This window comes from Geodermatophilus sp. CPCC 206100, assembly GCF_048569675.1.
In the GTDB taxonomy this organism is placed as follows: domain Bacteria; phylum Actinomycetota; class Actinomycetes; order Mycobacteriales; family Geodermatophilaceae; genus Geodermatophilus.
The window spans coordinates 108,409-131,784 of the sequence record NZ_JAQISV010000014.1; the positions used below are offsets into that span (position 1 = coordinate 108,409).

At 70.7% G+C, this 23,376-nt stretch carries 36 protein-coding genes and 1 pseudogene; 5 read left to right on the top strand and 32 right to left on the bottom strand.

The genetic code is table 11. The features are described from left to right. Positions 1-15: 15 nt before the first annotated feature. The 32 genes and pseudogenes from rpsK to rpsL all read right to left on the bottom strand — a co-directional run bounded on the left by rpsK (position 16) and on the right by rpsL (position 19,563). On the bottom strand, positions 16-423 hold the full coding sequence (gene rpsK, locus PGN05_RS08200) for a 30S ribosomal protein S11 (protein ID WP_026857037.1): 408 nt from the start codon (positions 421-423) through the stop codon (positions 16-18). A 106-nt stretch (positions 424-529) separates the two neighbouring features. Then, positions 530-910, bottom strand: a complete 381-nt coding sequence (rpsM, locus tag PGN05_RS08205; RefSeq protein ID WP_419752051.1) for a 30S ribosomal protein S13 — start codon at positions 908-910, stop codon at positions 530-532. Between the two features lie 14 nt (positions 911-924). Beyond that, positions 925-1,038, bottom strand: coding sequence for a 50S ribosomal protein L36 (rpmJ, locus tag PGN05_RS08210; RefSeq protein WP_012950458.1), 114 nt, complete (start codon positions 1,036-1,038; stop codon positions 925-927). A 71-nt stretch (positions 1,039-1,109) separates the two neighbouring features. Continuing rightward, entirely contained in the window at positions 1,110-1,331 is a 222-nt protein-coding gene (infA, locus tag PGN05_RS08215; RefSeq protein WP_012950459.1) for a translation initiation factor IF-1, read from the bottom strand. A gap of 315 nt (positions 1,332-1,646) precedes the next feature. Continuing rightward, complete coding sequence (gene map, locus PGN05_RS08220; RefSeq protein WP_419752052.1) at positions 1,647-2,450, bottom strand: type I methionyl aminopeptidase; 804 nt, start codon at positions 2,448-2,450, stop codon at positions 1,647-1,649. Between the two features lie 72 nt (positions 2,451-2,522). After that, positions 2,523-3,137 carry an adenylate kinase gene (locus tag PGN05_RS08225; protein ID WP_419752053.1) on the bottom strand — a complete coding sequence of 205 codons (615 nt, stop codon included), beginning with the start codon at positions 3,135-3,137 and terminating at the stop codon, positions 2,523-2,525. Continuing rightward, positions 3,137-4,447: a preprotein translocase subunit SecY gene (gene secY / locus PGN05_RS08230; protein ID WP_419752054.1), complete on the bottom strand. Its 1,311-nt coding sequence runs from the start codon at positions 4,445-4,447 to the stop codon at positions 3,137-3,139. Before secY ends, PGN05_RS08225 begins: the two co-directional genes overlap by 1 nt. A gap of 181 nt (positions 4,448-4,628) precedes the next feature. Continuing rightward, complete coding sequence (rplO, locus tag PGN05_RS08235; protein ID WP_419752055.1) at positions 4,629-5,072, bottom strand: 50S ribosomal protein L15; 444 nt, start codon at positions 5,070-5,072, stop codon at positions 4,629-4,631. Between the two features lie 24 nt (positions 5,073-5,096). After that, entirely contained in the window at positions 5,097-5,279 is a 183-nt protein-coding gene (gene rpmD / locus PGN05_RS08240) for a 50S ribosomal protein L30 (RefSeq protein ID WP_419752056.1), read from the bottom strand. 1 nt (position 5,280) lies between these two features. Next, positions 5,281-5,895: a 30S ribosomal protein S5 gene (gene rpsE, locus PGN05_RS08245; protein ID WP_419752057.1), complete on the bottom strand. Its 615-nt coding sequence runs from the start codon at positions 5,893-5,895 to the stop codon at positions 5,281-5,283. A 31-nt stretch (positions 5,896-5,926) separates the two neighbouring features. Next, complete coding sequence (rplR, locus tag PGN05_RS08250) at positions 5,927-6,331, bottom strand: 50S ribosomal protein L18 (protein ID WP_419752058.1); 405 nt, start codon at positions 6,329-6,331, stop codon at positions 5,927-5,929. Beyond that, positions 6,331-6,870, bottom strand: a complete 540-nt coding sequence (gene rplF, locus PGN05_RS08255) for a 50S ribosomal protein L6 (protein WP_419752059.1) — start codon at positions 6,868-6,870, stop codon at positions 6,331-6,333. Before rplF ends, rplR begins: the two co-directional genes overlap by 1 nt. Positions 6,871-6,882: 12 nt before the next feature. After that, positions 6,883-7,293, bottom strand: a complete 411-nt coding sequence (gene rpsH / locus PGN05_RS08260; protein WP_419752060.1) for a 30S ribosomal protein S8 — start codon at positions 7,291-7,293, stop codon at positions 6,883-6,885. A 181-nt stretch (positions 7,294-7,474) separates the two neighbouring features. Beyond that, a complete protein-coding gene (locus tag PGN05_RS08265) occupies positions 7,475-7,660 on the bottom strand; it encodes a type Z 30S ribosomal protein S14 (protein WP_012950469.1) in 186 nt (61 codons plus the stop codon). Between the two features lie 22 nt (positions 7,661-7,682). Beyond that, complete coding sequence (rplE, locus tag PGN05_RS08270) at positions 7,683-8,237, bottom strand: 50S ribosomal protein L5 (protein ID WP_419752093.1); 555 nt, start codon at positions 8,235-8,237, stop codon at positions 7,683-7,685. A 34-nt stretch (positions 8,238-8,271) separates the two neighbouring features. Further along, complete coding sequence (gene rplX / locus PGN05_RS08275; RefSeq protein WP_419752094.1) at positions 8,272-8,586, bottom strand: 50S ribosomal protein L24; 315 nt, start codon at positions 8,584-8,586, stop codon at positions 8,272-8,274. Positions 8,587-8,609: 23 nt separating this feature from the next. Next, positions 8,610-8,978, bottom strand: a complete 369-nt coding sequence (rplN, locus tag PGN05_RS08280) for a 50S ribosomal protein L14 (protein WP_012950472.1) — start codon at positions 8,976-8,978, stop codon at positions 8,610-8,612. Positions 8,979-9,210: 232 nt separating this feature from the next. Continuing rightward, positions 9,211-9,522, bottom strand: coding sequence for a 30S ribosomal protein S17 (gene rpsQ, locus PGN05_RS08285; RefSeq protein WP_419752061.1), 312 nt, complete (start codon positions 9,520-9,522; stop codon positions 9,211-9,213). After that, complete coding sequence (rpmC, locus tag PGN05_RS08290) at positions 9,519-9,752, bottom strand: 50S ribosomal protein L29 (RefSeq protein WP_419752062.1); 234 nt, start codon at positions 9,750-9,752, stop codon at positions 9,519-9,521. The genes rpsQ and rpmC overlap by 4 nt, the downstream gene beginning before the upstream one ends. Continuing rightward, complete coding sequence (gene rplP, locus PGN05_RS08295; RefSeq protein WP_419752063.1) at positions 9,752-10,168, bottom strand: 50S ribosomal protein L16; 417 nt, start codon at positions 10,166-10,168, stop codon at positions 9,752-9,754. Before rplP ends, rpmC begins: the two co-directional genes overlap by 1 nt. 3 nt (positions 10,169-10,171) lie before the next feature. Next, positions 10,172-11,080: a 30S ribosomal protein S3 gene (gene rpsC / locus PGN05_RS08300; RefSeq protein ID WP_419752064.1), complete on the bottom strand. Its 909-nt coding sequence runs from the start codon at positions 11,078-11,080 to the stop codon at positions 10,172-10,174. A gap of 116 nt (positions 11,081-11,196) precedes the next feature. Beyond that, a pseudogene (gene rplV, locus PGN05_RS08305) lies at positions 11,197-11,547 on the bottom strand (50S ribosomal protein L22); the annotation flags it as partial. A gap of 19 nt (positions 11,548-11,566) precedes the next feature. Then, complete coding sequence (rpsS, locus tag PGN05_RS08310) at positions 11,567-11,848, bottom strand: 30S ribosomal protein S19 (protein WP_135140046.1); 282 nt, start codon at positions 11,846-11,848, stop codon at positions 11,567-11,569. 23 nt (positions 11,849-11,871) lie between these two features. Beyond that, positions 11,872-12,705 (bottom strand): 50S ribosomal protein L2, encoded by an 834-nt coding sequence (gene rplB / locus PGN05_RS08315; RefSeq protein WP_419752065.1) that lies wholly within the window; start codon positions 12,703-12,705, stop codon positions 11,872-11,874. Between the two features lie 43 nt (positions 12,706-12,748). Further along, a complete protein-coding gene (gene rplW, locus PGN05_RS08320; RefSeq protein ID WP_419752066.1) occupies positions 12,749-13,051 on the bottom strand; it encodes a 50S ribosomal protein L23 in 303 nt (100 codons plus the stop codon). Then, positions 13,048-14,013 carry a 50S ribosomal protein L4 gene (gene rplD / locus PGN05_RS08325; protein ID WP_419752067.1) on the bottom strand — a complete coding sequence of 322 codons (966 nt, stop codon included), beginning with the start codon at positions 14,011-14,013 and terminating at the stop codon, positions 13,048-13,050. Before rplD ends, rplW begins: the two co-directional genes overlap by 4 nt. Further along, a complete protein-coding gene (gene rplC, locus PGN05_RS08330; protein WP_419752068.1) occupies positions 14,010-14,675 on the bottom strand; it encodes a 50S ribosomal protein L3 in 666 nt (221 codons plus the stop codon). The genes rplD and rplC overlap by 4 nt, the downstream gene beginning before the upstream one ends. Positions 14,676-14,690: 15 nt before the next feature. Next, positions 14,691-14,996 carry a 30S ribosomal protein S10 gene (gene rpsJ / locus PGN05_RS08335; RefSeq protein ID WP_014742859.1) on the bottom strand — a complete coding sequence of 102 codons (306 nt, stop codon included), beginning with the start codon at positions 14,994-14,996 and terminating at the stop codon, positions 14,691-14,693. A 162-nt stretch (positions 14,997-15,158) separates the two neighbouring features. Then, positions 15,159-16,352, bottom strand: coding sequence for an elongation factor Tu (tuf, locus tag PGN05_RS08340; RefSeq protein ID WP_419752069.1), 1,194 nt, complete (start codon positions 16,350-16,352; stop codon positions 15,159-15,161). Between the two features lie 172 nt (positions 16,353-16,524). Next, the gene (gene fusA / locus PGN05_RS08345; RefSeq protein ID WP_419752070.1) at positions 16,525-18,621 is read right to left on the bottom strand and encodes an elongation factor G; all 2,097 of its coding nucleotides are present in this window, start codon (positions 18,619-18,621) and stop codon (positions 16,525-16,527) included. Positions 18,622-18,718: 97 nt separating this feature from the next. After that, a complete protein-coding gene (gene rpsG, locus PGN05_RS08350) occupies positions 18,719-19,189 on the bottom strand; it encodes a 30S ribosomal protein S7 (protein WP_419752071.1) in 471 nt (156 codons plus the stop codon). Then, the gene (rpsL, locus tag PGN05_RS08355) at positions 19,189-19,563 is read right to left on the bottom strand and encodes a 30S ribosomal protein S12 (RefSeq protein WP_012950487.1); all 375 of its coding nucleotides are present in this window, start codon (positions 19,561-19,563) and stop codon (positions 19,189-19,191) included. The genes rpsG and rpsL overlap by 1 nt, the downstream gene beginning before the upstream one ends. 557 nt (positions 19,564-20,120) lie before the next feature. On the opposite strand from rpsL, the gene PGN05_RS08360 reads away from it, so the two are divergent. From PGN05_RS08360 to PGN05_RS08380, 5 genes are all read left to right on the top strand, one after another. Then, positions 20,121-21,089: a hypothetical protein gene (locus tag PGN05_RS08360; protein WP_419752072.1), complete on the top strand. Its 969-nt coding sequence runs from the start codon at positions 20,121-20,123 to the stop codon at positions 21,087-21,089. A gap of 86 nt (positions 21,090-21,175) precedes the next feature. After that, positions 21,176-21,391, top strand: coding sequence for a hypothetical protein (locus tag PGN05_RS08365; protein WP_419752073.1), 216 nt, complete (start codon positions 21,176-21,178; stop codon positions 21,389-21,391). Positions 21,392-21,466: 75 nt separating this feature from the next. Continuing rightward, a complete protein-coding gene (locus PGN05_RS08370; RefSeq protein WP_419752074.1) occupies positions 21,467-22,507 on the top strand; it encodes an LLM class F420-dependent oxidoreductase in 1,041 nt (346 codons plus the stop codon). Between the two features lie 65 nt (positions 22,508-22,572). Then, positions 22,573-23,001, top strand: a complete 429-nt coding sequence (locus PGN05_RS08375; protein WP_419752075.1) for a hypothetical protein — start codon at positions 22,573-22,575, stop codon at positions 22,999-23,001. Continuing rightward, complete coding sequence (locus tag PGN05_RS08380) at positions 22,991-23,287, top strand: transcriptional regulator (protein WP_419752076.1); 297 nt, start codon at positions 22,991-22,993, stop codon at positions 23,285-23,287. The genes PGN05_RS08375 and PGN05_RS08380 overlap by 11 nt, the downstream gene beginning before the upstream one ends. The last annotated feature ends 89 nt before the right edge of the window (positions 23,288-23,376 follow it).

Here is a 23,376-nt window from a genome sequence, read left to right on the forward strand (position 1 = left end):
CTCGTCGGTGGCCGGTCAGACCCGGCGGCGCTTCTTGGGGCGGCAGCCGTTGTGCGGCTGCGGGGTCACGTCCTGGATCTGGCCGACCTCGAGGCCGGTGGCCTGGAGGGACCGGATGGCGGTCTCCCGGCCGGAACCGGGGCCCTTCACGAAGACGTCGACCTTGCGCATGCCGTGCTCCTGCGCCTTGCGCGCGGCGTTCTCCGCGGCCATCTGCGCGGCGAACGGCGTGGACTTGCGCGAGCCCTTGAAGCCGACGTGGCCGGCGGACGCCCAGCTGATCACGTTCCCGTTGGGGTCGGTGATCGAGACGATCGTGTTGTTGAACGTGCTCTTGATGTGAGCGGCGCCGTGGGCGACGTTCTTCTTCTCCTTGCGGCGGACCTTCTTGGCACCAGCCGCAGTGCGAGCCCTGGGAGGCATGTGTCTGTGTTGTCCTTCTCTTCGTGGCCTAGAGAGGTGTAGCCGGCCCCGGCGCAGGGGCCCGGACCGAGCGGAGCGAGGGCTGGGGGGCGCCGGGGTCCTTCTACTACTTCTTGCCGGCCTTCTTCTTGCCGGCGATGGTCTTGCGCGGGCCCTTGCTCGAGCGCGCATTGGTGCGGGTGCGCTGACCGTGGACGGGCAGCCCACGGCGGTGACGCAGGCCCTGGTAGCAGCCGATCTCCACCTTGCGGCGGATGTCGGCGGCCACCTCGCGGCGCAGGTCGCCCTCGACGCGGAAGTGCTCGTCGATGTAGTCGCGGAGCTTCAGCAGGTCCTCGTCGCTGAGGTCCCGGGCGCGCAGGTCGGGGCTGACGCCCGTCGCGGCCAGGGTCTCCTTGGCGTGGGACTTCCCGATGCCGTAGATGTAGGTGAGCGCGATCTCCATCCGCTTCTCGCGGGGCAGGTCGACGCCGGCCAGTCGTGCCATGTCCAGGTACTCCCTCAGCCCTGCCGCTGCTTGTGGCGGGCGTTGTCGCAGATGACCATGACCCGGCCGTGCCGGCGGATCACCTTGCACTTGTCGCAGATCTTCTTCACCGACGGCTGGACCTTCACCGGTGCCGCCCCTCATTCCTCAGATCGTGTGCCGAGCACGCCGGCCGGGTCGGCCGGGCGCGCAGCGGCGGTTACTTGTACCGGTAGACGATGCGGCCGCGGGTCAGGTCGTAGGGCGAGAGCTCCACGACCACGCGGTCCTCGGGCAGGATGCGGATGTAGTGCTGCCGCATCTTGCCGCTGATGTGGGCGAGCACCCGGTGCCCGTTCTGCAGCTCGACCCGGAACATCGCATTGGGCAGCGGCTCGACGACGCGACCCTCGACCTCGATGGCCCCGTCCTTCTTCGCCATGCCCTACACGGTCTCCTTGACTCGATGGTGCTGGTGTCCTCCCGCGGCCATGCCGGTACCCGGCGGACGCGTTCGGCTTGTCTGCAGATCAGGTGGTGCAGGCGCTCTCGCGAGGGCGTCCTGCGTCATGCGGCCACAGCACGACGACAGGACGGCGTGAACGCCGTCGGCAACTGTACCCCGCCCCGGCGCGCCTCTCCAACCCGGACTCCTGTGATCCCGGATGGTGGAGAGCTCGCCCCGTGCGACGGTTCAGCCCCGTCGCAGGGTCCCCGCGGGCGCGAAGCGGGCGCTGGGGGGCGACGGGGTCCTCTCTCAGCTGCGGGGGGTGATCCCGAAGGGGGCCAGCCCCGCGACGCCGCCGTCCTCGGCCGTGAGGACCCAGGGGCCTTCCGGGGTGATGGCGACGGTGTGCTCGAAGTGGGCCGCGCGCGACCCGTCCTTGGTCACCACGGTCCAGCCGTCCTCGAGCTCGACGGTGGCCGGGTCCCCCACGGTCACCATGGGCTCGATCGCGAGGGCCAGGCCGGGCACCAGCTTCGGGCCTCGGCCCGCCCGGCCGTAGTTGAGCACGTGCGGGTCCTGGTGCATCTCGGTGCCGATGCCGTGCCCGCCGTAGTGGTCGACGATCCCGTAGGGGTGCGACTCGGCGGTGATCGACTCCTCGACCGCGTGACTGATGTCGGTGAGCCGGCCGCCGGCGACGGCGCGGGCCAGCCCGGCCCACATGGAGCGCTCGGTGACGTCGATGAGGGCAGCGTCGGCCGCGGAGGGCTCCCCCACGGTCACCGTGACGGCGGAGTCGCCGTGCCAGCCGGCGAGGATCGCGCCGCAGTCGATGGAGATGTTGTCGCCCAGGGCCAGCGCCCGCTTGGGGTCGGGGATGCCGTGCACGACCTCGTCGTTGATCGACGCGCAGATGCTCCCGGTGAACCCGTGGTACCCGAGGAAGGACGGCACCGCGCCGGCGGTGCGGATGTGGTCCTCGGCGATCGCGTCGAGCTCACCGGTGGTCACGCCGGGGCGGACGGCGGCCCGCACCGCGGCGATGGCGCTGGCCACCACGAGCCCCGCGCCGCGCATGAGCTCGATCTCCTGCGCCGTCTTGATCTGGATCATGCGTCCACTCCACTTCCCCAGCAGCGGGATGCGGCCGAGGATCCCGGCGGCCATCGTCTGCGCCGCCGTCCCTCAGCCCGCGTCCGGCCCGTCGGACCGGCCCGCCGCGGACTGCTCCAGCGCGGCGATCGCGCGCTGGGTGACCTCGTCGACGGCGCCGATCGCGTCGATGCGGGACAGGAGCCCCGCGGAGTCGTAGAACCCCGACAGCGGCGCCGTCTGTTCCCGGTACACCTGCAGCCGGTGCCGCACGGTCTCCGGCTTGTCGTCCTCGCGCTGCACCCACTCGCCGTCGACGAGCATGCGTCGGCCGGAGAGCCGGCGCACCAGCTCGTCCTCGTCGACCACGAGCTCCAGCACGCAGTCCAGCCGGTGGCCCAGCTCGCCCAGGGAGTCGCGCAGCTGCTCGGCCTGCGCGATGGTGCGCGGGAAGCCGTCCAGCAGGAAGCCGCCCTTGGCGTCGGTCTCGGCCAGGCGGTCGCGGACCATGGCGACGGTGATCTCGTCGGGGACCAGGTCGCCGGCGTCCATGTAGGTCTTGGCCTTCATGCCGAGCTCGGTCTGCCCGCTCACGTTCGCGCGGAAGATGTCGCCGGTGGAGATGGCCGGGACGCCGAGCTGGCCGGCGATGATCTGCGCCTGGGTGCCCTTGCCCGCCCCGGGCGGGCCGAGCAGCACGACGCGCACTACTTCAGGAACCCTTCGTAGTTGCGCTGGTTGAGTTGCGTCTCGATCTGCTTCACCGTCTCCAACCCCACTCCCACCATGATCAGCACCGCGGTCCCGCCGAACGGGAAGTTCTGGTTCTGCCCCTGCTGCGTCAGTGACAGGAACAGGTTGGGCAACACTGCCACCAGGCCCAGGTAGATCGACCCGGGCAGGGTGATCCGGGACAGCACGTACTGCAGGTACTCCGCGGTCGGCCGGCCGGGACGGATGCCGGGGATGAAGCCGCCGTAGCGCTTCATGTCCTCGGCCCGCTCCTCGGGGTTGAAGGTGATCGACACGTAGAAGTACGTGAAGAAGACGATCAGCCCGAAGTAGACGGCGATGTGGACGGGGCTGCTCTGGTCGATGACGTAGTTCTCGAAGAACCGCCGGACCGGACCGGTCTCGTTCCCCTGGAGCTGGGTGATCAGCTGCGGGAGATAGAGCAGCGACGAGGCGAAGATGACCGGGATGACGCCGGCCTGGTTGACCTTCAGCGGCAGGTAGGTCGAGGTGCCGCCGTACATGCGCCGGCCGACCATGCGCTTGGCGTACTGCACCGGGATCCGCCGCTGCGCCTGCTCGACGTAGACGACCGACGTGATGATGACGATGGCCAGCAGGCAGACGAGGGTGAAGACGAAGCCGCCGCGGGTCTGCAGGATCGCGCCGCCCTCGGAGGGGATGCGGGCCGCGATCGAGGTGAAGATCAGCACGGACATGCCGTTGCCGATCCCCTTCTCCGTGAGCAGCTCGCCGAGCCACATGACCATGGCGGTGCCGGCGGTCATGGTCACGACCAGCACGACCGTGGACCAGATGGAGTCCTCGGGGATCAGGTCGGCGCTGCAGTTGGGGAACAGCTGTCCGCTGCGGGCGAGCGCGATGACACCGGTGCTCTGCAGGATCGCCAGGGCGATCGTCAGGTAGCGGGTGTACTGCGTCAGCTTCGCCTGGCCGGACTGGCCTTCCTTCTTCAGCTGCTCGAAGCGCGGGATCACCACGACCAGCAGCTGCACGATGATGCTCGCGGTGATGTAGGGCATGATCCCCAGCGCGAACACCGACAGCTGCAGCAGTGCGCCGCCGGAGAAGAGGTTGACCAGCGAGTAGAGATCCCGCTGGTCGGAGGCCTGCGCGGCCTCGAGACAGCTGTTGATCGCCTCGGTCGAGACGCCGGGTCCGGGGACCTGGGCGCCCAGCCGGTACACGGCGATGATCGCCAGGGAGAACAGCAGCTTGCGCCGGAGGTCTGGCGTCCGGAACGCCGCGGCGAACGCCTGCAGCACGTGCCCTCCCCTGCTTCGGTCGGATGAGGTTAGCAACGGTGGGAGGACCCCCTGCGCCCCGCCACTCGCTTGCTCGCGGCGGGAGCCTGCAGGGGGCCGGATCCGGCGGGCGTCGTGGGGCGCCCGGCGGGCAGCAGACGACCCCCGGGGCCGATCGAGCGGTCCCGGGGGTCGTCAGCGGTCACACGCGGGTGGTGCTGCCCCCGGCCGCCGAGATCTTCTCAGCGGCGGAGGTCGAGAAGGCGTGCGCGGACACGTGCACCTGGACACCGCCCAGGTCGCCGGTGCCGAGCACCTTCACCGGCTGGCCGCGGCGCACCGCGCCGGCCTCGGCGAGGGAGTCGGGGTCGACCGTGCCGCCCTGGGGGAACAGCGCCGCGATCCGGTCGAGGTTGACGACCTGGAACACGACCTTGTTCGGGCTCTTGAAGCCCGAGAGCTTGGGCAGCCGCATGTGCAGCGGCGTCTGCCCGCCCTCGAAGCGCGCGGAGGTGTTGCCGCGCGCGCCGGTGCCCTTGGTGCCGCGACCGGCCGTCTTGCCCTTGGAGCCCTCGCCGCGACCCACGCGGGTCTTGGCGGTGTGGGCGCCCGGGGCCGGACGCAGGTGGTGGACCTTGAGAGTCATGAGATGTCCCTACTCAGCCGCGGTTCAGCTGATCTCTTCGACGGTGACCAGGTGCGGCACCGTCGCGACCATCCCGCGGATCTCGGGACGGTCCTCCTGGACGACCGAGTGGTTGATCCGCTTGAGGCCCAGCGACCGCAGCGTCTGGCGCTGGTTGGGCTTGGTCCCGATGGCGGACCGGATCTGGGTGACCTTGAGCTGTGCCACGTCAGGCCCCCTGACCCGCGCGAGCCCGCAGCATGGCCGCCGGAGCGACGTCCTCCAGGGGCAGACCGCGGCGGGCCGCGATCTCCTCGGGGCGGACGAGGTCCTTCAGCGCCTGCATGGTCGCGTGCACGATGTTGATCGGGTTCGACGACCCGAGGCTCTTGGAGAGCACGTCGTGGATGCCGGCGCACTCGAGGACGGCGCGCACCGGGCCACCGGCGATGACGCCGGTACCGGGGCTGGCCGGCTTGAGCAGCACGACACCGGCGGCCGCCTCACCCTGCACCGGGTGCGGGATGGTGCTGGCGATCCGGGGCACCTTGTAGAAGTGCTTCTTGGCCTCCTCGACGCCCTTGGCGATCGCCGCGGGCACCTCCTTGGCCTTGCCGTAGCCGACGCCCACGGTGCCGTCGCCGTCGCCCACGATCACCAGGGCGGTGAAGCTGAAGCGCCGACCACCCTTGACGACCTTGGACACGCGGTTGATGGCCACCACGCGCTCGATGAAGTTGCTCTTCTCGGCAGGTGCGCCGCCGGGCCCCCGCCCGCCGTCACGACGGTCGCGGCGGTCGTTGCCGCCGCCGGCGCCGCCGCCGCGTCGCTGTGGTCCTGGCATCAGACGTCCCTCTCGATCATCTCGTTGCTCATCAGAAGTCCAGCCCACCCTCGCGGGCACCGTCGGCCAGAGCGGCGATCCGCCCGGCGTACCGGTTGCCACCACGGTCGAAGACGACCGCGGAGATGCCGGCGGCCTTCGCGCGCTCGGCGATCAGCCCACCGACCTGACGGGCGAGGGCGGACTTGTCGCCGTCCGTCCCACGCAGGCCCATCGTCGAGGCGCTGGCCAGCGTGCGGCCGAGCGTGTCGTCGACCAGCTGCACGTGGATGTGCCGCGAGCTGCGCTTGACCACCAGGCGCGGACGCTCCTGCGTGCCGGAGACCCGCTTGCGCAGCCGGTTGTGCCGGCGCAGGCGGGAGACCCGCCGTGCGGTGCTGACGTCGGTACCGACGGGCTTGTGCACCCGAGCGGCACTCTTCTCGGTCTGTGCCATCACTTACCCGTCTTCCCGACCTTGCGCTTGACGACCTCGCCCTGGTAGCGCACGCCCTTGCCCTTGTACGGGTCGGGACGGCGCAGCTTGCGGATGTTGGCCGCGACCTGACCGACCTGCTGCTTGTCGATGCCGGTCACCCGCAGGCGGGTGGGCGACTCGACGGTGAAGGTGATCCCCTCGGGGGCCCTGACCGGCACCGGGTGGCTGTAGCCCAGGGCGAACTCGAGGTCCGACCCGCGGGCCGCGACGCGGTAACCGACGCCGACGATCTCGAGGGTCTTGGTGTAGCCCTCGGTGACGCCGGTGATCATGTTGGCGATCAGGGTGCGCGACAGCCCGTGGAGGGCGCGGCTCTCCCGCTCGTCGTTGGGGCGCTGCACGCTGAGCGTGCCGTCCTCCCCGTGCGCGACGGTGATCGGCGCAGCGACGGTGTGGGTCAGCTGGCCCTTGGGGCCCTTCACGCTGACCGTCTGACCGTCGATGGCGATGTCCACACCACCGGGCACGGGGATCGGGAGTCGTCCGATCCGTGACATCTGCTCGCTCCCTTACCAGACGTAGGCGAGGACTTCCCCGCCCACGCCCTTCTTGTTCGCCTGCCGGTCGGTCAGCAGCCCGGTCGAGGTGGAGATGATGGCCACCCCGAGGCCGCCGAGCACCTTGGGCAGCGCGGTGGACTTGGCGTACACCCGCAGACCGGGCTTGGAGACGCGCCGGACGCCGGCGATGCTCCGCTCACGGTTGGGGCCGTACTTGAGGTCGATCACCAGCTCCTTGCGGGTGGCGCCGTCCTTCTCGACCTCGTTGACGGTCCAGCCGGCGATGTAGCCCTCCTGCTGGAGGATCTCGGCGATGTGCGTCTTCAGCTTCGACGACGGCATGGCCGCGGAGTCGTGGTACGCCTGGTTGGCGTTCCGGATCCGCGTCAGCATGTCCGCGATCGGGTCGGTCATCGTCATGGGGTGTGGTGCCTCTCTCGCCGCGGTTCCTCAGGCGCCGGGTCAGGGACTTGGCGCGGGGGCCTCTCGGCGATCGGTGGTGCGTTGGTGAGGGGATGGAGCGACCCACTGCAGGGCCACGGTGTGGCCCCGTCCCGGGTCCCACCCTGAGCCTGCGACGGGTGGGGAGGACGGGGTCCTCTTACCAGCTGGACTTGCTGACGCCCGGCAGCTCGCCGGCGTGCGCCATCTCGCGCAGGCAGATCCGGCACAGGCCGAACTTGCGGAACACGGAGTGCGGACGCCCGCAGCGCTGGCAGCGGGTGTAGCCGCGGACCGCGAACTTCGGCTTGCGGGCCGCCTTGTTGATCAGGGCCTTCTTGGCCATGTCGGTGCTCTCCTCGCCCGGCTCAGCGGATGGTGGTCACGACGGGCTGGCCGGCGAACGGGAAGCCCAGCAGGCGGAGGAGCTCGCGACCCTCCTCGTCGTTCGTGGCGGTGGTGACCAGCGTGATGTCCATACCGCGCGGCCGGTCGATCTTGTCGACGTCGATCTCGCGGAACATGGACTGCTCCGTCAGACCGAACGTGTAGTTGCCGTGGCCGTCGAACTGCTTGGCGTTGAGGCCACGGAAGTCACGGATGCGGGGCAGGGCCAGCGACAGCAGCCGGTCCAGGAACTCCCACATGCGGTCGCCGCGGAGGGTCACCTTGGCGCCGATCGGCATGCCCTCGCGGAGCTTGAACTGCGCGATGGACTTGCGGGCCCGGACGACGGCCGGCTTCTGGCCGGTGATGGCGGTGAGGTCGCGGACCGCGCCGTCCATCAGCTTGGCGTCGCGGGTCGCCTCGCCGACGCCCATGTTGACGACGATCTTCGTCAGCCGCGGGATCTGCATGACGTTGTCGTAGTCGAACTGCGTCTTCAGGGCCGGCGCGATGGCCTCGCGGTAGTGGGCGAGCATGCGGGGCAGCTCACGGGTGGGTGCACTCATGGGATCAGAGGTCCTTACCGGTGCGCCGCGAGACCCGGATGCTGCGGCCTTCCTCGTCCTTGCGGTAACCGACCCGGGTCGGCTTGTCCTCGGAGTCGATCACCATCACGTTGCTCACGTGGATGCGCGCCTCCTGGGTGACGATCCCGCCCTGCTGCGCACCGCGCTGGTTCGAGCTGATGCGGGTGTGCTTCTTCACCCGGCCCACGCCCTCGACCAGCACCTTCTGGTCCTTCGGGTAGGCGGCGATGACACGACCCTTCGCGCCCTTGTCCTTACCGGTCAGCACGACGACGGTGTCGCCCTTCTTGACCTTCATGGAGGGGGTCTTCTCCGCCATGGTCACAACACCTCCGGGGCGAGCGAGATGATCCGCATGAAGCGCTTGTCGCGCAGCTCCCGGCCCACCGGGCCGAAGATGCGGGTCCCGCGGGGGTCGCCGCTGTCGCGGATGATGACCGCGGCGTTCTCGTCGAAGCGGATGTAGGAGCCGTCCGGACGACGACGCTCCTTCACCGTGCGGACGACGACGGCCTTGACCACGTCACCCCGCTTGACGCCGGCGCCGGGCAGCGCGTCCTTCACGGTGGCGACGATGACGTCGCCGATCCCGGCGTAGCGACGTCCGGAACCGCCGAGCACCCGGATGCAGAGGATCTCCTTCGCACCGGTGTTGTCGGCGACCCGCAGTCGTGACTCCTGCTGGATCACGTCCTACTCCCAAGTCTTCGATGTGACAGCCGGACCGAGTCGGTGAACCGGCTGTCCGGCACCCACGTGCGGACGCACCGGCGGGCGTTCTGCCGCCGGTGCGTCCGAGCACGGGTACCGGGATGCGGCGCGTTCCCCCGAGGGCGCGCCAGTCGTCCAGAGTACCTGCTCTTGGACCTCCCCCGGAGGGGCGCTGGTCACTCGGCCCAGGTGCGGACCGGGTGACCGGGGATCACTTGGCCTTCTCGAGGACCTCGACCAGCCGCCACCGCTTGGTGGCCGACGTCGGCCGGGTCTCCATGATCTGCACGCGGTCACCGATGCCGGCGACCTGCTGCTCGTCGTGCGCCTTCAGCTTGCTGGTGCGACGGATGACCTTGCCGTAGAGGCCGTGCTTCACACGGTCCTCGACCTCGACGACGATCGTCTTGTCCATCTTGTCGCTGACCACGAGGCCCTCGCGGACCTTGCGGTACCCGCGGCCGGCCAGGCCGGGGCCCGACGCGGCGGCGGCGTTCGTCGTCGCCGACTGGGGCTCGCTCATGCCACACCCTCGTTCGGGGCGACCGAGAGACCCAGCTCGCGCTCGCGCATGATCGTGTAGATCCGGGCGATGTCGCGGCGGACGGTCTGCAGTCGCCGGTTGTTGTCCAGCTGGCCGGTGGCCACCTGGAACCGCAGGTTGAACAGTTCTTCCTTGGACTCGCGCAGCCGCGTGGCCAGCTCCTCGACGGAGAGCTCACGCAGCTCGGGGGCGGTCAGACCGGCGGCCATCACACCTCTCCTTCACGAGTGACGAAGCGGCACTTCATGGGCAGCTTGTGGATCGCGCGGCGCATGGCCTCGCGGGCCACCGGCTCGGCCACGCCGGACAGCTCGAACATGATCCGGCCCGGCTTGACGTTGGCGATCCACCACTCGGGCGAGCCCTTGCCGGAACCCATGCGGGTCTCGGCCGGCTTCTTGGTGAGGGGACGGTCCGGGTAGATGGAGATCCAGACCTTCCCGCCACGGCGGATGTGCCGGGTCATCGCGATACGGGCCGACTCGATCTGGCGGTTGGTGACGTACGCCGGCTCGAGGGCCTGGATGGCGTACTCGCCGAAGTTGATCTCGGTCCCGCCCTTGGCCCGACCCGAGCGGTTCGGGTGGTGCTGCTTGCGGTGCTTGACGCGCCGTGGGATCAGCACGGGTCAGCCCTCCGTGGTGTTCTGCTCGGCCGTGGTCTCGGCCGCAGCGGTGGCCTCGGGGCTCACGTTCTCGGCGACGGTCTGCTCGACGGCGTCGCCCGAGGTCGCGGCCACGGCACTGTCGGTGGTGTCGACCGGCCCGGTCGAGGACTCGGCCGCGGCGCGGCCGGCCTCGGTGCCGCCGGCGGTGGTGCCCGACGAGCCCGAACGACGCGGGCGCTGGGCCCGCTCGCGGCGCTGCTGCCGGGCGGCGAGGGCCTCGAGGGCCTCACGCTCGGCGCGGGAGCCGCTGACGTCGCCCTTGTAGATCCACACCTTCACGCCGATGCGGCCGAAGGTGGTGCGGGCCTCGTACAGGCCGTAGTCGATGTTCGCCCGCAGCGTGTGCAGCGGCACCCGCCCCTCGCGGTAGAACTCCGACCGGCTCATCTCGGTGCCGCCCAGGCGCCCGGAGCACTGCACCCGGATGCCCTTGACCTGCGGGCTGCGCTGCGCGGACTGCATCGCCTTGCGCATGGCGCGACGGAAGCTCACCCGGCTGGACAGCTGCTCGGCGACGGCCTGGGCCACCAGCTGGGCGTCGGCCTCGGGGTTCTTGACCTCGAGGATGTTCAGCTGGACCTGCTTGCCGGTGAGCTTCTCCAGCTCGCCACGGATCCGGTCGGCCTCGGCGCCGCGGCGGCCGATGACGATGCCCGGCCGGGCGGTGTGGATGTCGACCCGGACGCGGTCACGCGTCCGCTCGATCTCCACCTTGGAGATGCCGGCCCGCTCCATGCCCTTGGACATGAGCTTGCGGATGGCCACGTCTTCCTTGACGTAGTCCTTGTACAGCTTGTCGGCGTACCACCGGGACTTGTAGTCGGTGGTGATGCCCAAGCGGAACCCGTGCGGGTTGACCTTCTGACCCACTAGCGGGTCCCTCCCCTCGTGTTGCTCTTCTGCTGCTGGGTGGCCGGGCCGGACTGCCCGGTGCGTCGCCGGGCCGAGCGCGACTTGCCGGCGAGCTCCTCGCTGGCGGTCACCTCGCTGACCTCGACCGTGATGTGGCAGGTCCGCTTGTTGATGCGGAACGCGCGCCCCTGGGCGCGCGGGCGGATCCGCTTCATCGTCGGGCCCTCGTCGACGTACGCGGCGCTCACGACCAGCGCGGCCGGGTCCAGCCGCAGGTTGTGCTCGGCGTTGGCGACGGCGCTGGCCACGACCTTGGCGACCGGCTCACTGGCGGCCTGCGGCGCGAAGCGCAGCAGGGCCAGGGCCTCGTCGGTCGGCAGGTAGCGGACGAGGTCCACCACCCGGCGTGCCTTCATGGGGGTGACGCGGACGAACCGGGCCGTAGCCCGGGCGACCGGCGCCTCGTGCCCCAACTGGGAAGTCATGTGAACTGTCTCCTCGCCGTCAGCCGCGCCGCGACCGGCGGTCGTCCTTGACGTGCCCACGGAAGGTGCGCGTGGGCGCGAACTCGCCGAGCTTGTGCCCGACCATCGCCTCGGTCACGAAGACCGGGACGTGCTTGCGGCCGTCGTGCACGGCGATCGTGTGCCCCAGCATGTCGGGGATGATCGTCGAGCGCCGCGACCAGGTGCGGATGACGGTCTTGGTGCCCTTGTCGTTCTGCGCGTCCACCTTCTTGAGCAGGTGGTCGTCGACGAACGGGCCCTTCTTCAGGCTGCGTGGCATGTCTGTCGGACTCCTCTACCCGCTCAGCGCTTCTTGTTGGTGCGCCGGCGGCGCACGATCAGGGCATCACTGGCCTTGCGCTTGCGCGTGCGGCCCTCCGGCTTGCCCCACGGGTTCACCGGGTGGCGACCACCGGAGGTCTTGCCCTCACCACCACCGTGCGGGTGATCCACCGGGTTCATGGCGACGCCACGGACGGTCGGGCGCTTGCCCTTCCATCGCATGCGGCCGGCCTTGCCCCAGTTGATGTTCGACTGCTCGGCGTTGCCCACCTCGCCGACGGTCGCGCGGCAGCGCACGTCGACGTTGCGGATCTCGCCCGACGGCATGCGCAGCTGGGCGAAGCGACCCTCACGGGCGACCAGCTGGACGCTCGTCCCCGCGGAGCGGGCGATCTTCGCCCCGCCACCGGGACGGAGCTCGATGGCGTGAACCACCGTGCCCACCGGGATGTTCCGCAGCGGCAGGTTGTTGCCCGGCTTGATGTCGGCGGCGGGGCCGCACTCGATCGTGTCGCCCTGCTTCAGGCGGGCCGGCGCGATGATGTAGCGCTTCTCGCCGTCGGCGAAGTGCAGCAGCGCGATGCGCGACGTCCGGTTGGGGTCGTACTCGATGTGGGCGACCTTCGCCGGCACGCCGTCCTTGTCGGCCCGGCGGAAGTCGATCACCCGGTAGGCGCGCTTGTGCCCGCCCCCCTGGTGCCGCGCCGTGACCTTCCCGTGGACGTTGCGCCCGCCGCGACCGTGCAGCGGCCGGACCAGCGACTTCTCGGGATGGTCGCGGGTGACCTCGGCGAAGTCGGCGACGCTGGAGCCGCGGCGGCCCGGCGTCGTCGGCTTGTACTTGCGGATAGCCATTGCTGACTCAGTCCTCTATCTCTGGTCCGAACGGTCCGGGCGCTCAGGCGCCGGGACCACCGAAGATCTCGATGCGGTCGCCGGGAGCCAGCGAGACGATGGCCCGCTTGGTGTCCTTGCGCTTGCCGAGCTTGCTGCCCTTGCTGCGCTTGCGCTTGCCCTGGCGGTTGATGGTGTTCACGCCGAGGACCTTCACGTTGAAGACCTGCTCCACCGCGATCTTGATCTGCGTCTTGTTCGCCTCGGGCAGCACGATGAACGTGTACTGGTTGTCGTCCAGCAGCCCGTAGCTCTTCTCCGAGATGACTGGGGACAGCAGCACGTCCCGGGGGTCGCGGACGCTCACGCCTTCTCCTCGGTGGTCTCGGTGGTGCCGCCCTCGGCCGCGTCGTCCTCACTCGGAGGCGTGGCGTCCGGGCCGGCGTTGGCGGCGGCCGCCTGCTCGGCGGGGGCCTGGGCGGCCTCCGCCGGCGTGGCCGGCGCCGCGTCCTGCGGGTCGGCGGCCGGCTTGCGGGTGGAGACCCGCTGCGCGACCGGCTCGGCACCGGTGACGGTCTCGACGCTGCCCTCGCCCTCGGCCGGGGCGATCGACGGGACCCCGCCCGGGGTGAGGTGGGTGCCGACGTCGGGCAGGTCCGTGCCGCGGCCCTTGCCCCGGACCGGACCGGCGACGAACTCGGCCAGCGCGGTCTCGGTGAAGATGACCTCGTCGGCGACCAGCACGTCGTAGGTGTTGAGCTGGCCGGCCTCGATGAGGTGCACCTGCGGCACGTTGCGCAGGCTCACCCAGTTGAGGACGTCCTCGCGGTCGAGGACCACGAGCACCCGCTTGGCGGTGGTGATCGCCAGCAGGGTGGTCAGGGCGGCCTTGGTCTTGGGCGCATCGCCGTCGACGAAGGTGCTGACCACGTGCACGCGGTCCTCGCGGGCGCGGTCGGAGAGGGCACCGCGCAGGGCGGCGGCCTTCATCTTCTTCGGCGTCTTCTGCGTGTAGTCGCGCGGCTGCGGGCCGTGGACGGTGCCACCGCCGGCGAACTGCGGCGCGCGGATCGAGCCCTGACGGGCCCGGCCGGTGCCCTTCTGCCGGTAGGGCTTGATGCCACCGCCGCTGACCTGACCACGGGTCTTGGTCGCGTGCGTGCCCTGGCGCGCGGCGGCCAGCTGGGCCACCACGACCTGGTGCATGAGGGAGACGTTGGCCGACGCGTCGAAGAGCTCACCGGGCAGCGTCACGCTGCCGGAGGTCTCCCCCGCCGGGGTCCGGACGTCGACCTGACGGTCGGTCCGCGTCTGGGTGGACTCGGTCACTGGTTGTCACTCCCCACGGGGCCGCCCTTGACGGCCGAGCGGACGAGCACGAGGCCGCCCTTCGGACCCGGGATCGCGCCCTTGATCAGCAGCAGCCCGCGCTCGGCGTCCACCTTGTGCACGTTGAGCGAGAGGGTCGTCGTCCTGACCGCGCCCATGCGGCCGGCCATGCGCAGGCCCTTGAAGACGCGACCGGGGGTCGAGGCCCCGCCGATGGAACCGGGCGACCGGTGCTTGCGCTGGGTGCCGTGTGCCGCGCCGAGGCCCTTGAAGCCGTGACGCTTCATGACGCCGGCGGTGCCCTTGCCCTTGCTGGTGCCGATGACGTCGACCTTCGCGACGCCGTCGAAGACCTCGGCGGTCAGCTCCTGGCCGACCGTGAAGTTCGAGGCGTCCGCGGTGCGCAGCTCCACCAGGTGGCGCCGGGGAGTGACGCCCGCCTTGGCGAAGTGCCCACCCTCGGGCCTGTTCACCTTGCGCGGGTCGATCTCACCGAAGCCGAGCTGGACGGCGGAGTAGCCGTCCACCTCGGGGGTGCGCACCTGGGTCACCACACACGGGCCCGCCTTGACGACGGTCACCGGCACGATGCGGTTGTTCTCGTCGAAGACCTGGGTCATGCCCAGCTTCTCGCCGAGGAGACCACGGAATGTGCTCGCCATGTCTGCTGACTGCCCTTACTGGATGTTGACGTCGACCGAGGCCGGCAGGTCGATGCGCATGAGCGCGTCCACCGTCTTCGGCGTCGGGTCGAGGATGTCGATGAGCCGCTTGTGCGTGCGCATCTCGAAGTGCTCGCGCGAGTCCTTGTACTTGTGCGGCGAGCGGATGACGCAGTACACGTTCTTCTCCGTCGGCAGCGGCACCGGGCCGACGACGCGCGCACCGGTCTTGGTCACCGTGTCGACGATGCGCCGCGCCGAGGCGTCGATCGCCTCGTGGTCGTAGGCCTTCAGCCGGATGCGGATCTTCTGTCCCGCCATCGCTGTCTTCTGCTCCTGCCGATCGGGGTCTGTTCTAGCTGGGAACGCCGGGTTGGTCCGGACCTCATCCGGTCTGGCCCCAGCGGAGGGGGTGGCGCTGCCCACAGGGGCGGCCACCCGAGGACGGGCGGCGACCGGTCGGCCGCCGCCCGTCACGGGGTGTTACTTGATGATCTTGGTGACGCGACCAGCGCCGACGGTGCGGCCACCCTCACGGATGGCGAACCGCAGGCCCTCCTCCATGGCGATCGGCTGGATCAGCTCGACCGTCATCTCGGTGTTGTCGCCCGGCATGACCATCTCGGTGCCGGCCGGCAGGGTCACGACGCCGGTGACGTCGGTCGTCCGGAAGTAGAACTGCGGACGGTAGTTGTTGAAGAACGGCGTGTGACGGCCACCCTCGTCCTTCGAGAGGATGTAGACCGAGCCCTCGAAGTTCGTGTGCGGGGTGATCGAACCGGGCTTCACGACGACCTGGCCGCGCTCGACGTCCTCGCGCTTGATGCCGCGCAGCAGCAGCCCGACGTTGTCGCCGGCCTGGCCCTGGTCGAGCAGCTTGCGGAACATCTCGACGCCGGTGACGGTCGTCTTGGTGGAGGTGGGGCGGATGCCGACGATCTCGATCTCCTCGGAGACCTTGACGATGCCGCGCTCCACGCGACCGGTCACGACGGTGCCGCGGCCGGTGATGGTGAAGACGTCCTCGACGGGCATGAGGAACGGCTTGTCGATCTCACGCTCCGGCTCGGGGATCGCGGTGTCGACCGCGTCCATGAGCTCCATGAGCTTGTTGCCCCACTCGGCGTCGCCCTCGAGCGCCTTGAGCGCCGAGACGCGCACCACGGGGACGTCGTCGCCCGGGAACTCGTACTCGGACAGCAGCTCGCGGACCTCCAGCTCGACGAGCTCGAGGATCTCCTCGTCGTCGACCATGTCGGCCTTGTTGAGCGCCACGACGATGTAGGGGACGCCGACCTGGCGGGCCAGGAGGACGTGCTCCTTGGTCTGCGGCATCGGGCCGTCGGTCGCCGCGACCACCAGGATGGCGCCGTCCATCTGCGCCGCACCGGTGATCATGTTCTTGATGTAGTCGGCGTGACCGGGGCAGTCGACGTGCGCGTAGTGCCGGTTCTCGGTCTGGTACTCGACGTGGGCGATCGAGATCGTGATGCCGCGGGCCTTCTCCTCGGGCGCCTTGTCGATCTGGTCGAAGGCCGACGCCTCGTTGAGGTCCGGGTACTTGTCGTGCAGCACCTTGGTGATCGCCGCGGTGAGCGTCGTCTTGCCGTGGTCGATGTGCCCGATGGTGCCGATGTTGACGTGCGGCTTGGTCCGCTCGAACTTGGCCTTGGCCACTGGGATCCTCTCTCCGTGTCTTCGCAGTCGTGCGCGTGCTCTGGGGTGGGCGTGCTGAGTTGCCGGCGGGCTCGGGCCCGCCGCCGGGCTTACTCGCCGGTGACCTCGGCGATGTCCATGGCTCGGTTTCGGACGAACTCCGCTCCTCGGGCCGTGGACGGCCCTGCGATGCTCATTCGCCCGTCACCTTCGCGATGATCTCCTTGGCCACGTTCTGCGGGACCTCGGCGTACGAGTCGAACACCATGGTGTAGCTCGCCCGCCCCTGGGTGCGGCTGCGCAGGTCGCCCACGTAGCCGAACATCTCCGAGAGCGGGACCAGGGCCCGGACGACGCGGGCGCCGGAGCGCTCCTCCATCGCCTGGATCGTCCCGCGCCGGGAGTTCAGGTCACCGATGACGTCACCCATGTTCTCCTCCGGGGTGACGACCTCGACGGCCATGAGCGGCTCGAGCAGGGCCGGGCTGGCCTTGCGGGCGGCCTCCTTGAAGGCCATCGAGCCGGCGATCTTGAAGGCCATCTCCGAGGAGTCGACCTCGTGGTACTGACCGTCGAGCAGAGTGGCCTTGACCCCGACCATCGGGTAGCCGGCCAGGACGCCGTACTGCATGGCGTCCTGCATGCCCGCGTCCACCGACGGGATGTACTCCCGCGGGATGCGGCCACCGGTGACCTTGTTCTCGAACTCGTAGGTCGCGGAGTCAGCGGCCATCGCCAGCGGCTCGAGCGCGATCTGCACCTTCGCGAACTGGCCGGAGCCACCCGTCTGCTTCTTGTGCGTGTAGTCGTACCGCTCGACCCCCTTGCGGATGGTCTCGCGGTAGGCCACCTGCGGCTTGCCGACGTTGGCCTCGACGTTGAACTCGCGGCGCATGCGGTCGACGAGGATCTCCAGGTGCAGCTCGCCCATGCCGGAGATGACCGTCTGACCGGTCTCCTCGTCGAGGCGGACCTGGAAGGTCGGGTCCTCCTCGGCCAGCTTCTGGATGGCCGTGCCCAGCTTCTCCTGGTCGCTCTTCGTCTTGGGCTCGATGGCCACCGAGATGACCGGGGCCGGGAAGCTCATCGACTCCAGGATGACCGGCTTCTGCGGGTCGCTGAGCGTGTCACCCGTGGTGGTCTGCTTCATGCCGTTGACGGCGACGATCTCGCCGGCACCCACGCCCTGGCGCTCCTCGCGCTTGTTGGCGTGCATCTGGTAGATCTTGCCGACCCGCTCCTTGCGGTCCTTGGTGCTGTTGAGCACCGGGGACCCGGCGTCCAGCTTGCCGGAGTAGACGCGGATGTAGGTCAGCTTGCCCAGGTGCTGGTCGGTCTGGATCTTGAAGGCCAGCGCCGAGAACGGCTCGTCCTCGTCCGCGTGCCGCAGGACCTCGGTCTCGCCATCCATCGCGGTGCCGACGATCGCCTCGATGTCCAGCGGGCTGGGCAGGTAGTCGATCACCGCGTCGAGCATGGGCTGCACGCCCTTGTTCTTGAACGCCGAACCCGTGACGACCGGGTTGACCTGGCCGGCGATGGTGGCCTTGCGGATCGCGGCCTTGATGGTCTCGACCGAGATCTCCTCGCCGCCGAGGTAGGACTCCATGATCGAGTCGTCGAAGTCCGCGATGCCCTCGAGCAGCTTCTCGCGGTACTCGTCGGCCTGGTCGGCGAGCTCGGCCGGGATCTCCTCGACCGTGTAGTCCTCGCCCAGCTTGGTCTCGCCGCGCCAGGTGAGGGCCTTCATCTGGACCAGGTCCACGACGCCGATGAAGTCGGCCTCGGCACCGATCGGGATCTGCAGCACCAGCGGGTTGGCGCCCAGCCGCTCGACCATCATGTCGACGCAGCGGAAGAAGTTCGCCCCGGTGCGGTCCAGCTTGTTGACGAAGCACATGCGCGGGACGCCGTACTTCTCCGCCTGCCGCCACACCTGCTCGGTCTGCGGCTCGACGCCCGCGACACCGTCGTAGACGGCGACGGCACCGTCGAGCACCCGCAGGGACCGCTCCACCTCGACGGTGAAGTCGACGTGCCCGGGGGTGTCGATGATGTTGATGTCGTGGCCGTTCCAGGAGCACTTCGTCGCGGCGGACGTGATGGTGATGCCGCGCTCCTGCTCCTGCTCCATCCAGTCCATCGTGGCCGCGCCGTCGTGGACCTCACCGATCTTGTAGTTGATACCGGTGTAGAAGAGGATGCGCTCCGTCGTCGTGGTCTTGCCGGCGTCGATGTGCGCCATGATCCCGATGTTGCGGGTCTTGGCGAGCTCGGCCTTCTTGGCCATCTCCTACTCCTCCTCGTTCGGGTCCGCGTGCGGGTGTCCAGGGGTGGCCCGGACTGCCCGCCGGCCGCGGGTGCCGGCTGTCACCGGCGGGGTGCACTCACCAGCGGTAGTGCGCGAAGGCCTTGTTCGACTCGGCCATCTTGTGGGTGTCCTCGCGGCGCTTGACCGCGGCACCCAGACCGTTGCTCGCGTCGAGCAGCTCGTTCATCAGACGCTCGGTCATCGTCTTCTCGCGGCGCGCCCGGCTGTACTGGATCAGCCAGCGCAGGCCCAGGGTCGTGCTCCGCGAGGCGCGGACCTCGACCGGGACCTGGTAGGTCGCGCCACCGACGCGGCGGCTGCGGACCTCCAGGGAGGGCTTCACGTTGTCCAGCGCCCGCTTGAGCGTGACCACCGGGTCGGTGTCGGTCTTGGCGCGGGCACCCTCGAGGGCGCCGTAGACGATCGCCTCGGCGACCGAGCGCTTGCCGTCGACGAGCACCTTGTTCACCAGCTGGGTGACCAGCGGCGACTGGTACACCGGGTCGGCGACCAGCGGACGACGCGGCGCGGGGCCCTTGCGCGGCATTAGCTCTTCTCCTTCTTCGCGCCGTACCGGCTGCGAGCCTGCTTGCGGTTGCGGACACCCTGGGTGTCGAGCGAGCCGCGGATGATCTTGTAGCGCACGCCCGGGAGGTCCTTCACGCGGCCGCCACGCACGAGCACCATCGAGTGCTCCTGCAGGTTGTGGCCGACGCCCGGGATGTAGGCGGTCACCTCGATGCCACTCGTGAGACGGACACGAGCCACCTTGCGCAGCGCCGAGTTCGGCTTCTTCGGCGTCGTCGTGTACACGCGGGTGCACACGCCGCGACGCTGAGGGGAGCCCTTCAGCGCCGGGGTCTTGGTCTTCTCGACCTTGTCCTCGCGGCCCTTGCGGACCAGCTGGTTGATCGTGGGCATGGGTGGCCTGGATCTCCTACCTGCGCTGGGTCGTGCTTGTGGACTGTTGCTGTGTCTGTCGTGCCCGGGGTGCCGGTCCTGCTGGGGTCGTACCCGGTCGCGGCCGTGGACCACCACCGGTCCCCGCGGTCGGGCGTGTCGCCGTCCCCGGGACCGGCCGGCGCGTCGAACCGGATCGGTCGCCCCCCGCGACTCGGCGCCACCACCTGTCGGCAGGCGCACCGCGAACGGGAGCAGGCCCAGGGCACCCTGGGCACGGCTGACCACGATACCCGCGTGTCGGAAGCCGGTCAAAGCCGGGTCCGCCACATGTCGACAAGGCCTGGTCAGCCCGCCCACCGGGTCGGTACGCCCAGGTCAACGTCGGGGCCTCCCGGGTATTCCCGGGGCGACGGACCGGGGCGGCGGCCCAGCGGTGGCGGGGACTGTACCGGCCGCGGCGGCGGACGGGGGAGGTCGGCCGCGCGACACCCCGGGCCCGGGACGCCGCGCGGGTGTCGTACCCCCGCCCTACGGTCAGTGGCAGAACGCCCACCGACCGCCACCGGAGGACAGCCGTGCACGTCGACCTCGCCCGCGAGCTCAAGGCCCACCTCTCCGCCCGGCTGGCCGAGGCGGTCGGCCCGGTGACGGCCAGCGACCTGGGCCCCGGCGGGTGGGTCCGCCCCGCCCTGGGGCTCACCCCGATCGGCCCCGGCCGGGCCCACCTGGCCATCCGCCTGGCGGCGAAGGACGACGTCGACGTCCTGCTCGCCGGGCTGGACGACGCCGTCCTCGGGGAGATCGACGTGCGGGTCATCGGGGTGGTCCGCGCCCTCTCCTCCCCCACCCCCGACCAGCTGCAGCAGCGCGTGCGCCCCCTGCACCCCGGGCTGTCGGTGGCCCACCCCGCGGTGACCGCCGGCACCCTGGGCGGCTTCGTCCGGACCGGCGGCCGGCTGGCCGTGCTGTCGAACAACCACGTGCTGGCGGCCGGCTCCGCCGGCGCCCTCGGCGACCCCGTGCTCCAGCCGGGTCCAGCGGACGGCGGGGTGGCGGAGGACCGGGTGGCCACGCTGGCGGCGTTCGAGCGGTTCCGGCCCGGCGCGCCCAACCTCGTGGACGCCGCGGTCGCCGTCCTCGACCCGGAGGTCCCGGCCGACCCCGGCCACCTCCCCGGCGGACCACTGGGGCCCGAGGCGGTGGCCGTGGACGACGTCGACCCCGAGGAGCAGGTCGAGAAGGTCGGGCGGACCACCGGTCACACCGTCGGCCGGATCAGCGCCGTCGAGGTGGACGGGGTGGCCGTCCAGTACGACGACGCGGTGTACACCTTCGACGACCAGGTCGAGGTCGACGGGGTCACCGGCGCGTTCAGCGCGGGCGGGGACAGCGGATCGGTCATCTGGCGCAGCAGCGACCGGGCGCCGCTGGGGCTGCTCTTCGCCGGCAGCGACACCGGAGGCCGGGCCGGTGGCGGGGTCACCTACGCCAACCCGCTGGCCACGGTCCTCGACGTGCTCGACCTGCAGTGGGTGGCCGGCTGACGAGGGCGCCCGCCGCGCTCCGGTCCGGTGCCCCGGACGGGGCCTGCGGCCTGTTCTCCGGCCGCTCGAGGGGGCACCATGGGGGCATGACCGACCGCGCCTCCGCCTCAGCCGCCAAGAGCGCCCTGCGCGCCCGGCTGGCCGCCGACCCGGGCGTGGTCGGTGTGGGGGTGGCCCGGCGTGACAGCGGCTACGTGGTCAAGGTGGCGCTGGCCGACGCGCACGCGGCCAGCCGGGTGCCCGGGGACGTCGACGGCGTCCGCGTCGTGACCGAGGTCGTCGGGGTCGTCCGCCCCCTGTAGCCCGGGGCCGTCCTCCGCCTGCCGATACGGTCGGGCCCGGCGCCGACGGGAGCGCCGCCGACCCGAGGAGTGCACGTGCGCATCGGCATCCAGGCCAGCTACAGCGGCGGCTTCCAGGAGACCGCGGCGGAGATCCGCGACCTCGAGTCCGCCGGGCTCGACCTCGCGATGGTCGCCGAGGTGTACACCTTCGACGCGGTGAGCCAGCTGGGCTACCTCGCCGCGGTCACCGAGCGGGTCGAACTGATGAGCGCGATCCTGCCGATCTACAGCCGCACGCCCGCACTCACCGCGATGACCGCGGCCGGACTGGACTTCGTCTCCGGCGGCCGGTTCACCCTGGGCCTGGGCGCCTCGGGCCCGCAGGTCATCGAGGGCTGGCACGGCGTCGCCTACGACGCCCCGCTGCAGCGGACCCGGGAGGTCGTCGAGATCTGCCGGCAGGTGTGGCGCCGGGAGCGGCTCCAGCACGAGGGCCCGAAGTACACCGTCCCCCTGCCGCCCGAGCAGGGCACCGGGCTGGGCAAGCCGCTCAAGCTCATCAACACCCCGGTGCGCGAGCGGATCCCGGTCATGCTCGCCGCCCTCGGCCCGAAGAACGTCGAGCTGGCCGCGGAGATCGCCGAGGTGTGGGAGCCCATCTGGTTCGTGCCCGAGCGGGCCGACGCCGTCTGGGGCGAGTCGCTGCGGGCCGGGAAGGCGCGGCGCGCCCCGGAGCTCGGCGACCTGCAGGTCGTCTGCGGCGTGCCGGTCGCCATCGGCGAGGACGTCGACCACCTGCACGACCTGGTGCGCCCGCACCTGGCCCTCTACGTCGGCGGGATGGGCGCCAGGGGGAAGAACTTCTACAACGACCTGGCCCGCCGCTACGGCTTCGAGGACGCGGCCGAGACCGTGCAGGAGCTCTACCTCGGCGGGCGCAAGGACGAGGCGGCCGCGGCCCTCCCCGACGAGTTCGTCCGGTCGGTCTCCCTGATCGGCCCCGAGTCCTACGTCACCGAGCGGGTCGCCGCCTACGCCGAGGCCGGCGTGACGACCCTGGCGCTGCAGCCGCTCGACGACAGCCGCGAGAGCCGGCTGCGCACCGTGGAGACGATGCGGCGCCTGGCCGGCTGACCGCACCGGCGGACTCCCCCGGTCGAGTGTTGCCATGGCGGAAACCATCCCGTACGGTTTCCGCCATGGAAACACCGTCGCCCCGGGACGCGCGATCGATGCTCGAGCAGGCGTCCGCGGACGAGGCCGCCGTCCGGTACCCGCCGTTGCCCCGGTGGTTCTTCCTCGCACAGGCGGCGCTCGCGGCCGGCCTCCTCCTGGCCCGGCTGCTGCCGCCGTCGGACGCCCGGCACGCCACCTTCGCCGTGGCCGTCGCCGCGATCGTCCTGGGCGGCCGCTACTGGCTGTTCCGGGACCGGGTCCGCGGGGTGTCGCCGTCGTTGCGCGACATGCTGCCGTTCCTCGCCGCCGTGCTCGGCACCGTCCTCACCTGCCTGGTGGTCGTGGAGACGACCGGCGCGGAGTGGGTCTGGGTCGTCGGAGCCGTCGTGGTCGCCGGGATCGTGCTCGGCACGGGTCGTACCTACCGGGAGGCGTACGGCGATGCCGCCTGAGGCGCCGGCGTTCGACGAGGTGATCCACGCGCCGCACCGGCTGCGCATCTGCGCCGCGCTGAGCGCCGCCCAGAAGGTCGAGTTCGGCTTCCTGCAGGACCGCCTCGGCCTGTCCAAGTCGGCGCTGAGCAAGCACCTGACCCAGCTCGCCGACGCCGGCTACGTCCGGCAGGACCGCGCCGTCCGGGACGCCCGCAGCCGGCTGTGGCTGTCCCTGACGCCCGAGGGAGCGCGGGCGTACGCCGCCCACGTCACGGCGCTCCGGCAGATCATCGAGCAGGGCTGACGACGCGGGAGGGGCCCCCTGGGGGGGGCGCCGGGGGGGGCCCCCCCCCCCCCCCCCCCCCCCCCCGGGGCCCCCCCCGGGCGTGCGAG

What these genes read in the sequence shown, in the direction of transcription:
- rplB (WP_419752065.1), bottom strand. Translation starts at nt 12,705, where the DNA reads ATGGCTATCCGCAAGTACAAGCCGACGACGCCGGGCCGCCGCGGCTCC.
- rpsL (WP_012950487.1), bottom strand. Translation starts at nt 19,563, where the DNA reads ATGCCCACGATCAACCAGCTGGTCCGCAAGGGCCGCGAGGACAAGGTC.
- rplC (WP_419752068.1), bottom strand. Translation starts at nt 14,675, where the DNA reads ATGGCGAGCACATTCCGTGGTCTCCTCGGCGAGAAGCTGGGCATGACC.
- rplF (WP_419752059.1), bottom strand. Translation starts at nt 6,870, where the DNA reads ATGTCACGGATCGGACGACTCCCGATCCCCGTGCCCGGTGGTGTGGAC.
- rpmC (WP_419752062.1), bottom strand. Translation starts at nt 9,752, where the DNA reads ATGGCCGCCGGTCTGACCGCCCCCGAGCTGCGTGAGCTCTCCGTCGAG.
- rpsM (WP_419752051.1), bottom strand. Translation starts at nt 910, where the DNA reads ATGGCACGACTGGCCGGCGTCGACCTGCCCCGCGAGAAGCGGATGGAG.
- rpsK (WP_026857037.1), bottom strand. Translation starts at nt 423, where the DNA reads ATGCCTCCCAGGGCTCGCACTGCGGCTGGTGCCAAGAAGGTCCGCCGC.
- rplX (WP_419752094.1), bottom strand. Translation starts at nt 8,586, where the DNA reads ATGAAGGTCAAGAAGGGCGACACCGTCGTCGTGCTGACCGGTAAGGAC.
- fusA (WP_419752070.1), bottom strand. Translation starts at nt 18,621, where the DNA reads ATGGCCAAGAAGGCCGAGCTCGCCAAGACCCGCAACATCGGGATCATG.
- infA (WP_012950459.1), bottom strand. Translation starts at nt 1,331, where the DNA reads ATGGCGAAGAAGGACGGGGCCATCGAGGTCGAGGGTCGCGTCGTCGAG.
- rpsS (WP_135140046.1), bottom strand. Translation starts at nt 11,848, where the DNA reads ATGCCACGCAGCCTGAAGAAGGGCCCGTTCGTCGACGACCACCTGCTC.
- PGN05_RS08375 (WP_419752075.1), top strand. Translation starts at nt 22,573, where the DNA reads ATGGAAACACCGTCGCCCCGGGACGCGCGATCGATGCTCGAGCAGGCG.
- rplO (WP_419752055.1), bottom strand. Translation starts at nt 5,072, where the DNA reads ATGACTCTCAAGGTCCACCACCTGCGTCCGGCCCCGGGCGCCCACACC.
- rpsG (WP_419752071.1), bottom strand. Translation starts at nt 19,189, where the DNA reads ATGCCGCGCAAGGGCCCCGCGCCGCGTCGTCCGCTGGTCGCCGACCCG.
- rpsJ (WP_014742859.1), bottom strand. Translation starts at nt 14,996, where the DNA reads ATGGCGGGACAGAAGATCCGCATCCGGCTGAAGGCCTACGACCACGAG.
- rpsH (WP_419752060.1), bottom strand. Translation starts at nt 7,293, where the DNA reads ATGACGATGACCGACCCGATCGCGGACATGCTGACGCGGATCCGGAAC.
- rpsE (WP_419752057.1), bottom strand. Translation starts at nt 5,895, where the DNA reads ATGCCAGGACCACAGCGACGCGGCGGCGGCGCCGGCGGCGGCAACGAC.
- PGN05_RS08365 (WP_419752073.1), top strand. Translation starts at nt 21,176, where the DNA reads ATGACCGACCGCGCCTCCGCCTCAGCCGCCAAGAGCGCCCTGCGCGCC.
- rplE (WP_419752093.1), bottom strand. Translation starts at nt 8,237, where the DNA reads ATGCTCGCCCACTACCGCGAGGCCATCGCGCCGGCCCTGAAGACGCAG.
- rpsQ (WP_419752061.1), bottom strand. Translation starts at nt 9,522, where the DNA reads ATGAGCGAGCCCCAGTCGGCGACGACGAACGCCGCCGCCGCGTCGGGC.
- PGN05_RS08265 (WP_012950469.1), bottom strand. Translation starts at nt 7,660, where the DNA reads ATGGCCAAGAAGGCCCTGATCAACAAGGCGGCCCGCAAGCCGAAGTTC.
- rplR (WP_419752058.1), bottom strand. Translation starts at nt 6,331, where the DNA reads ATGGCACAGACCGAGAAGAGTGCCGCTCGGGTGCACAAGCCCGTCGGT.
- PGN05_RS08380 (WP_419752076.1), top strand. Translation starts at nt 22,991, where the DNA reads ATGCCGCCTGAGGCGCCGGCGTTCGACGAGGTGATCCACGCGCCGCAC.
- map (WP_419752052.1), bottom strand. Translation starts at nt 2,450, where the DNA reads ATGATCCAGATCAAGACGGCGCAGGAGATCGAGCTCATGCGCGGCGCG.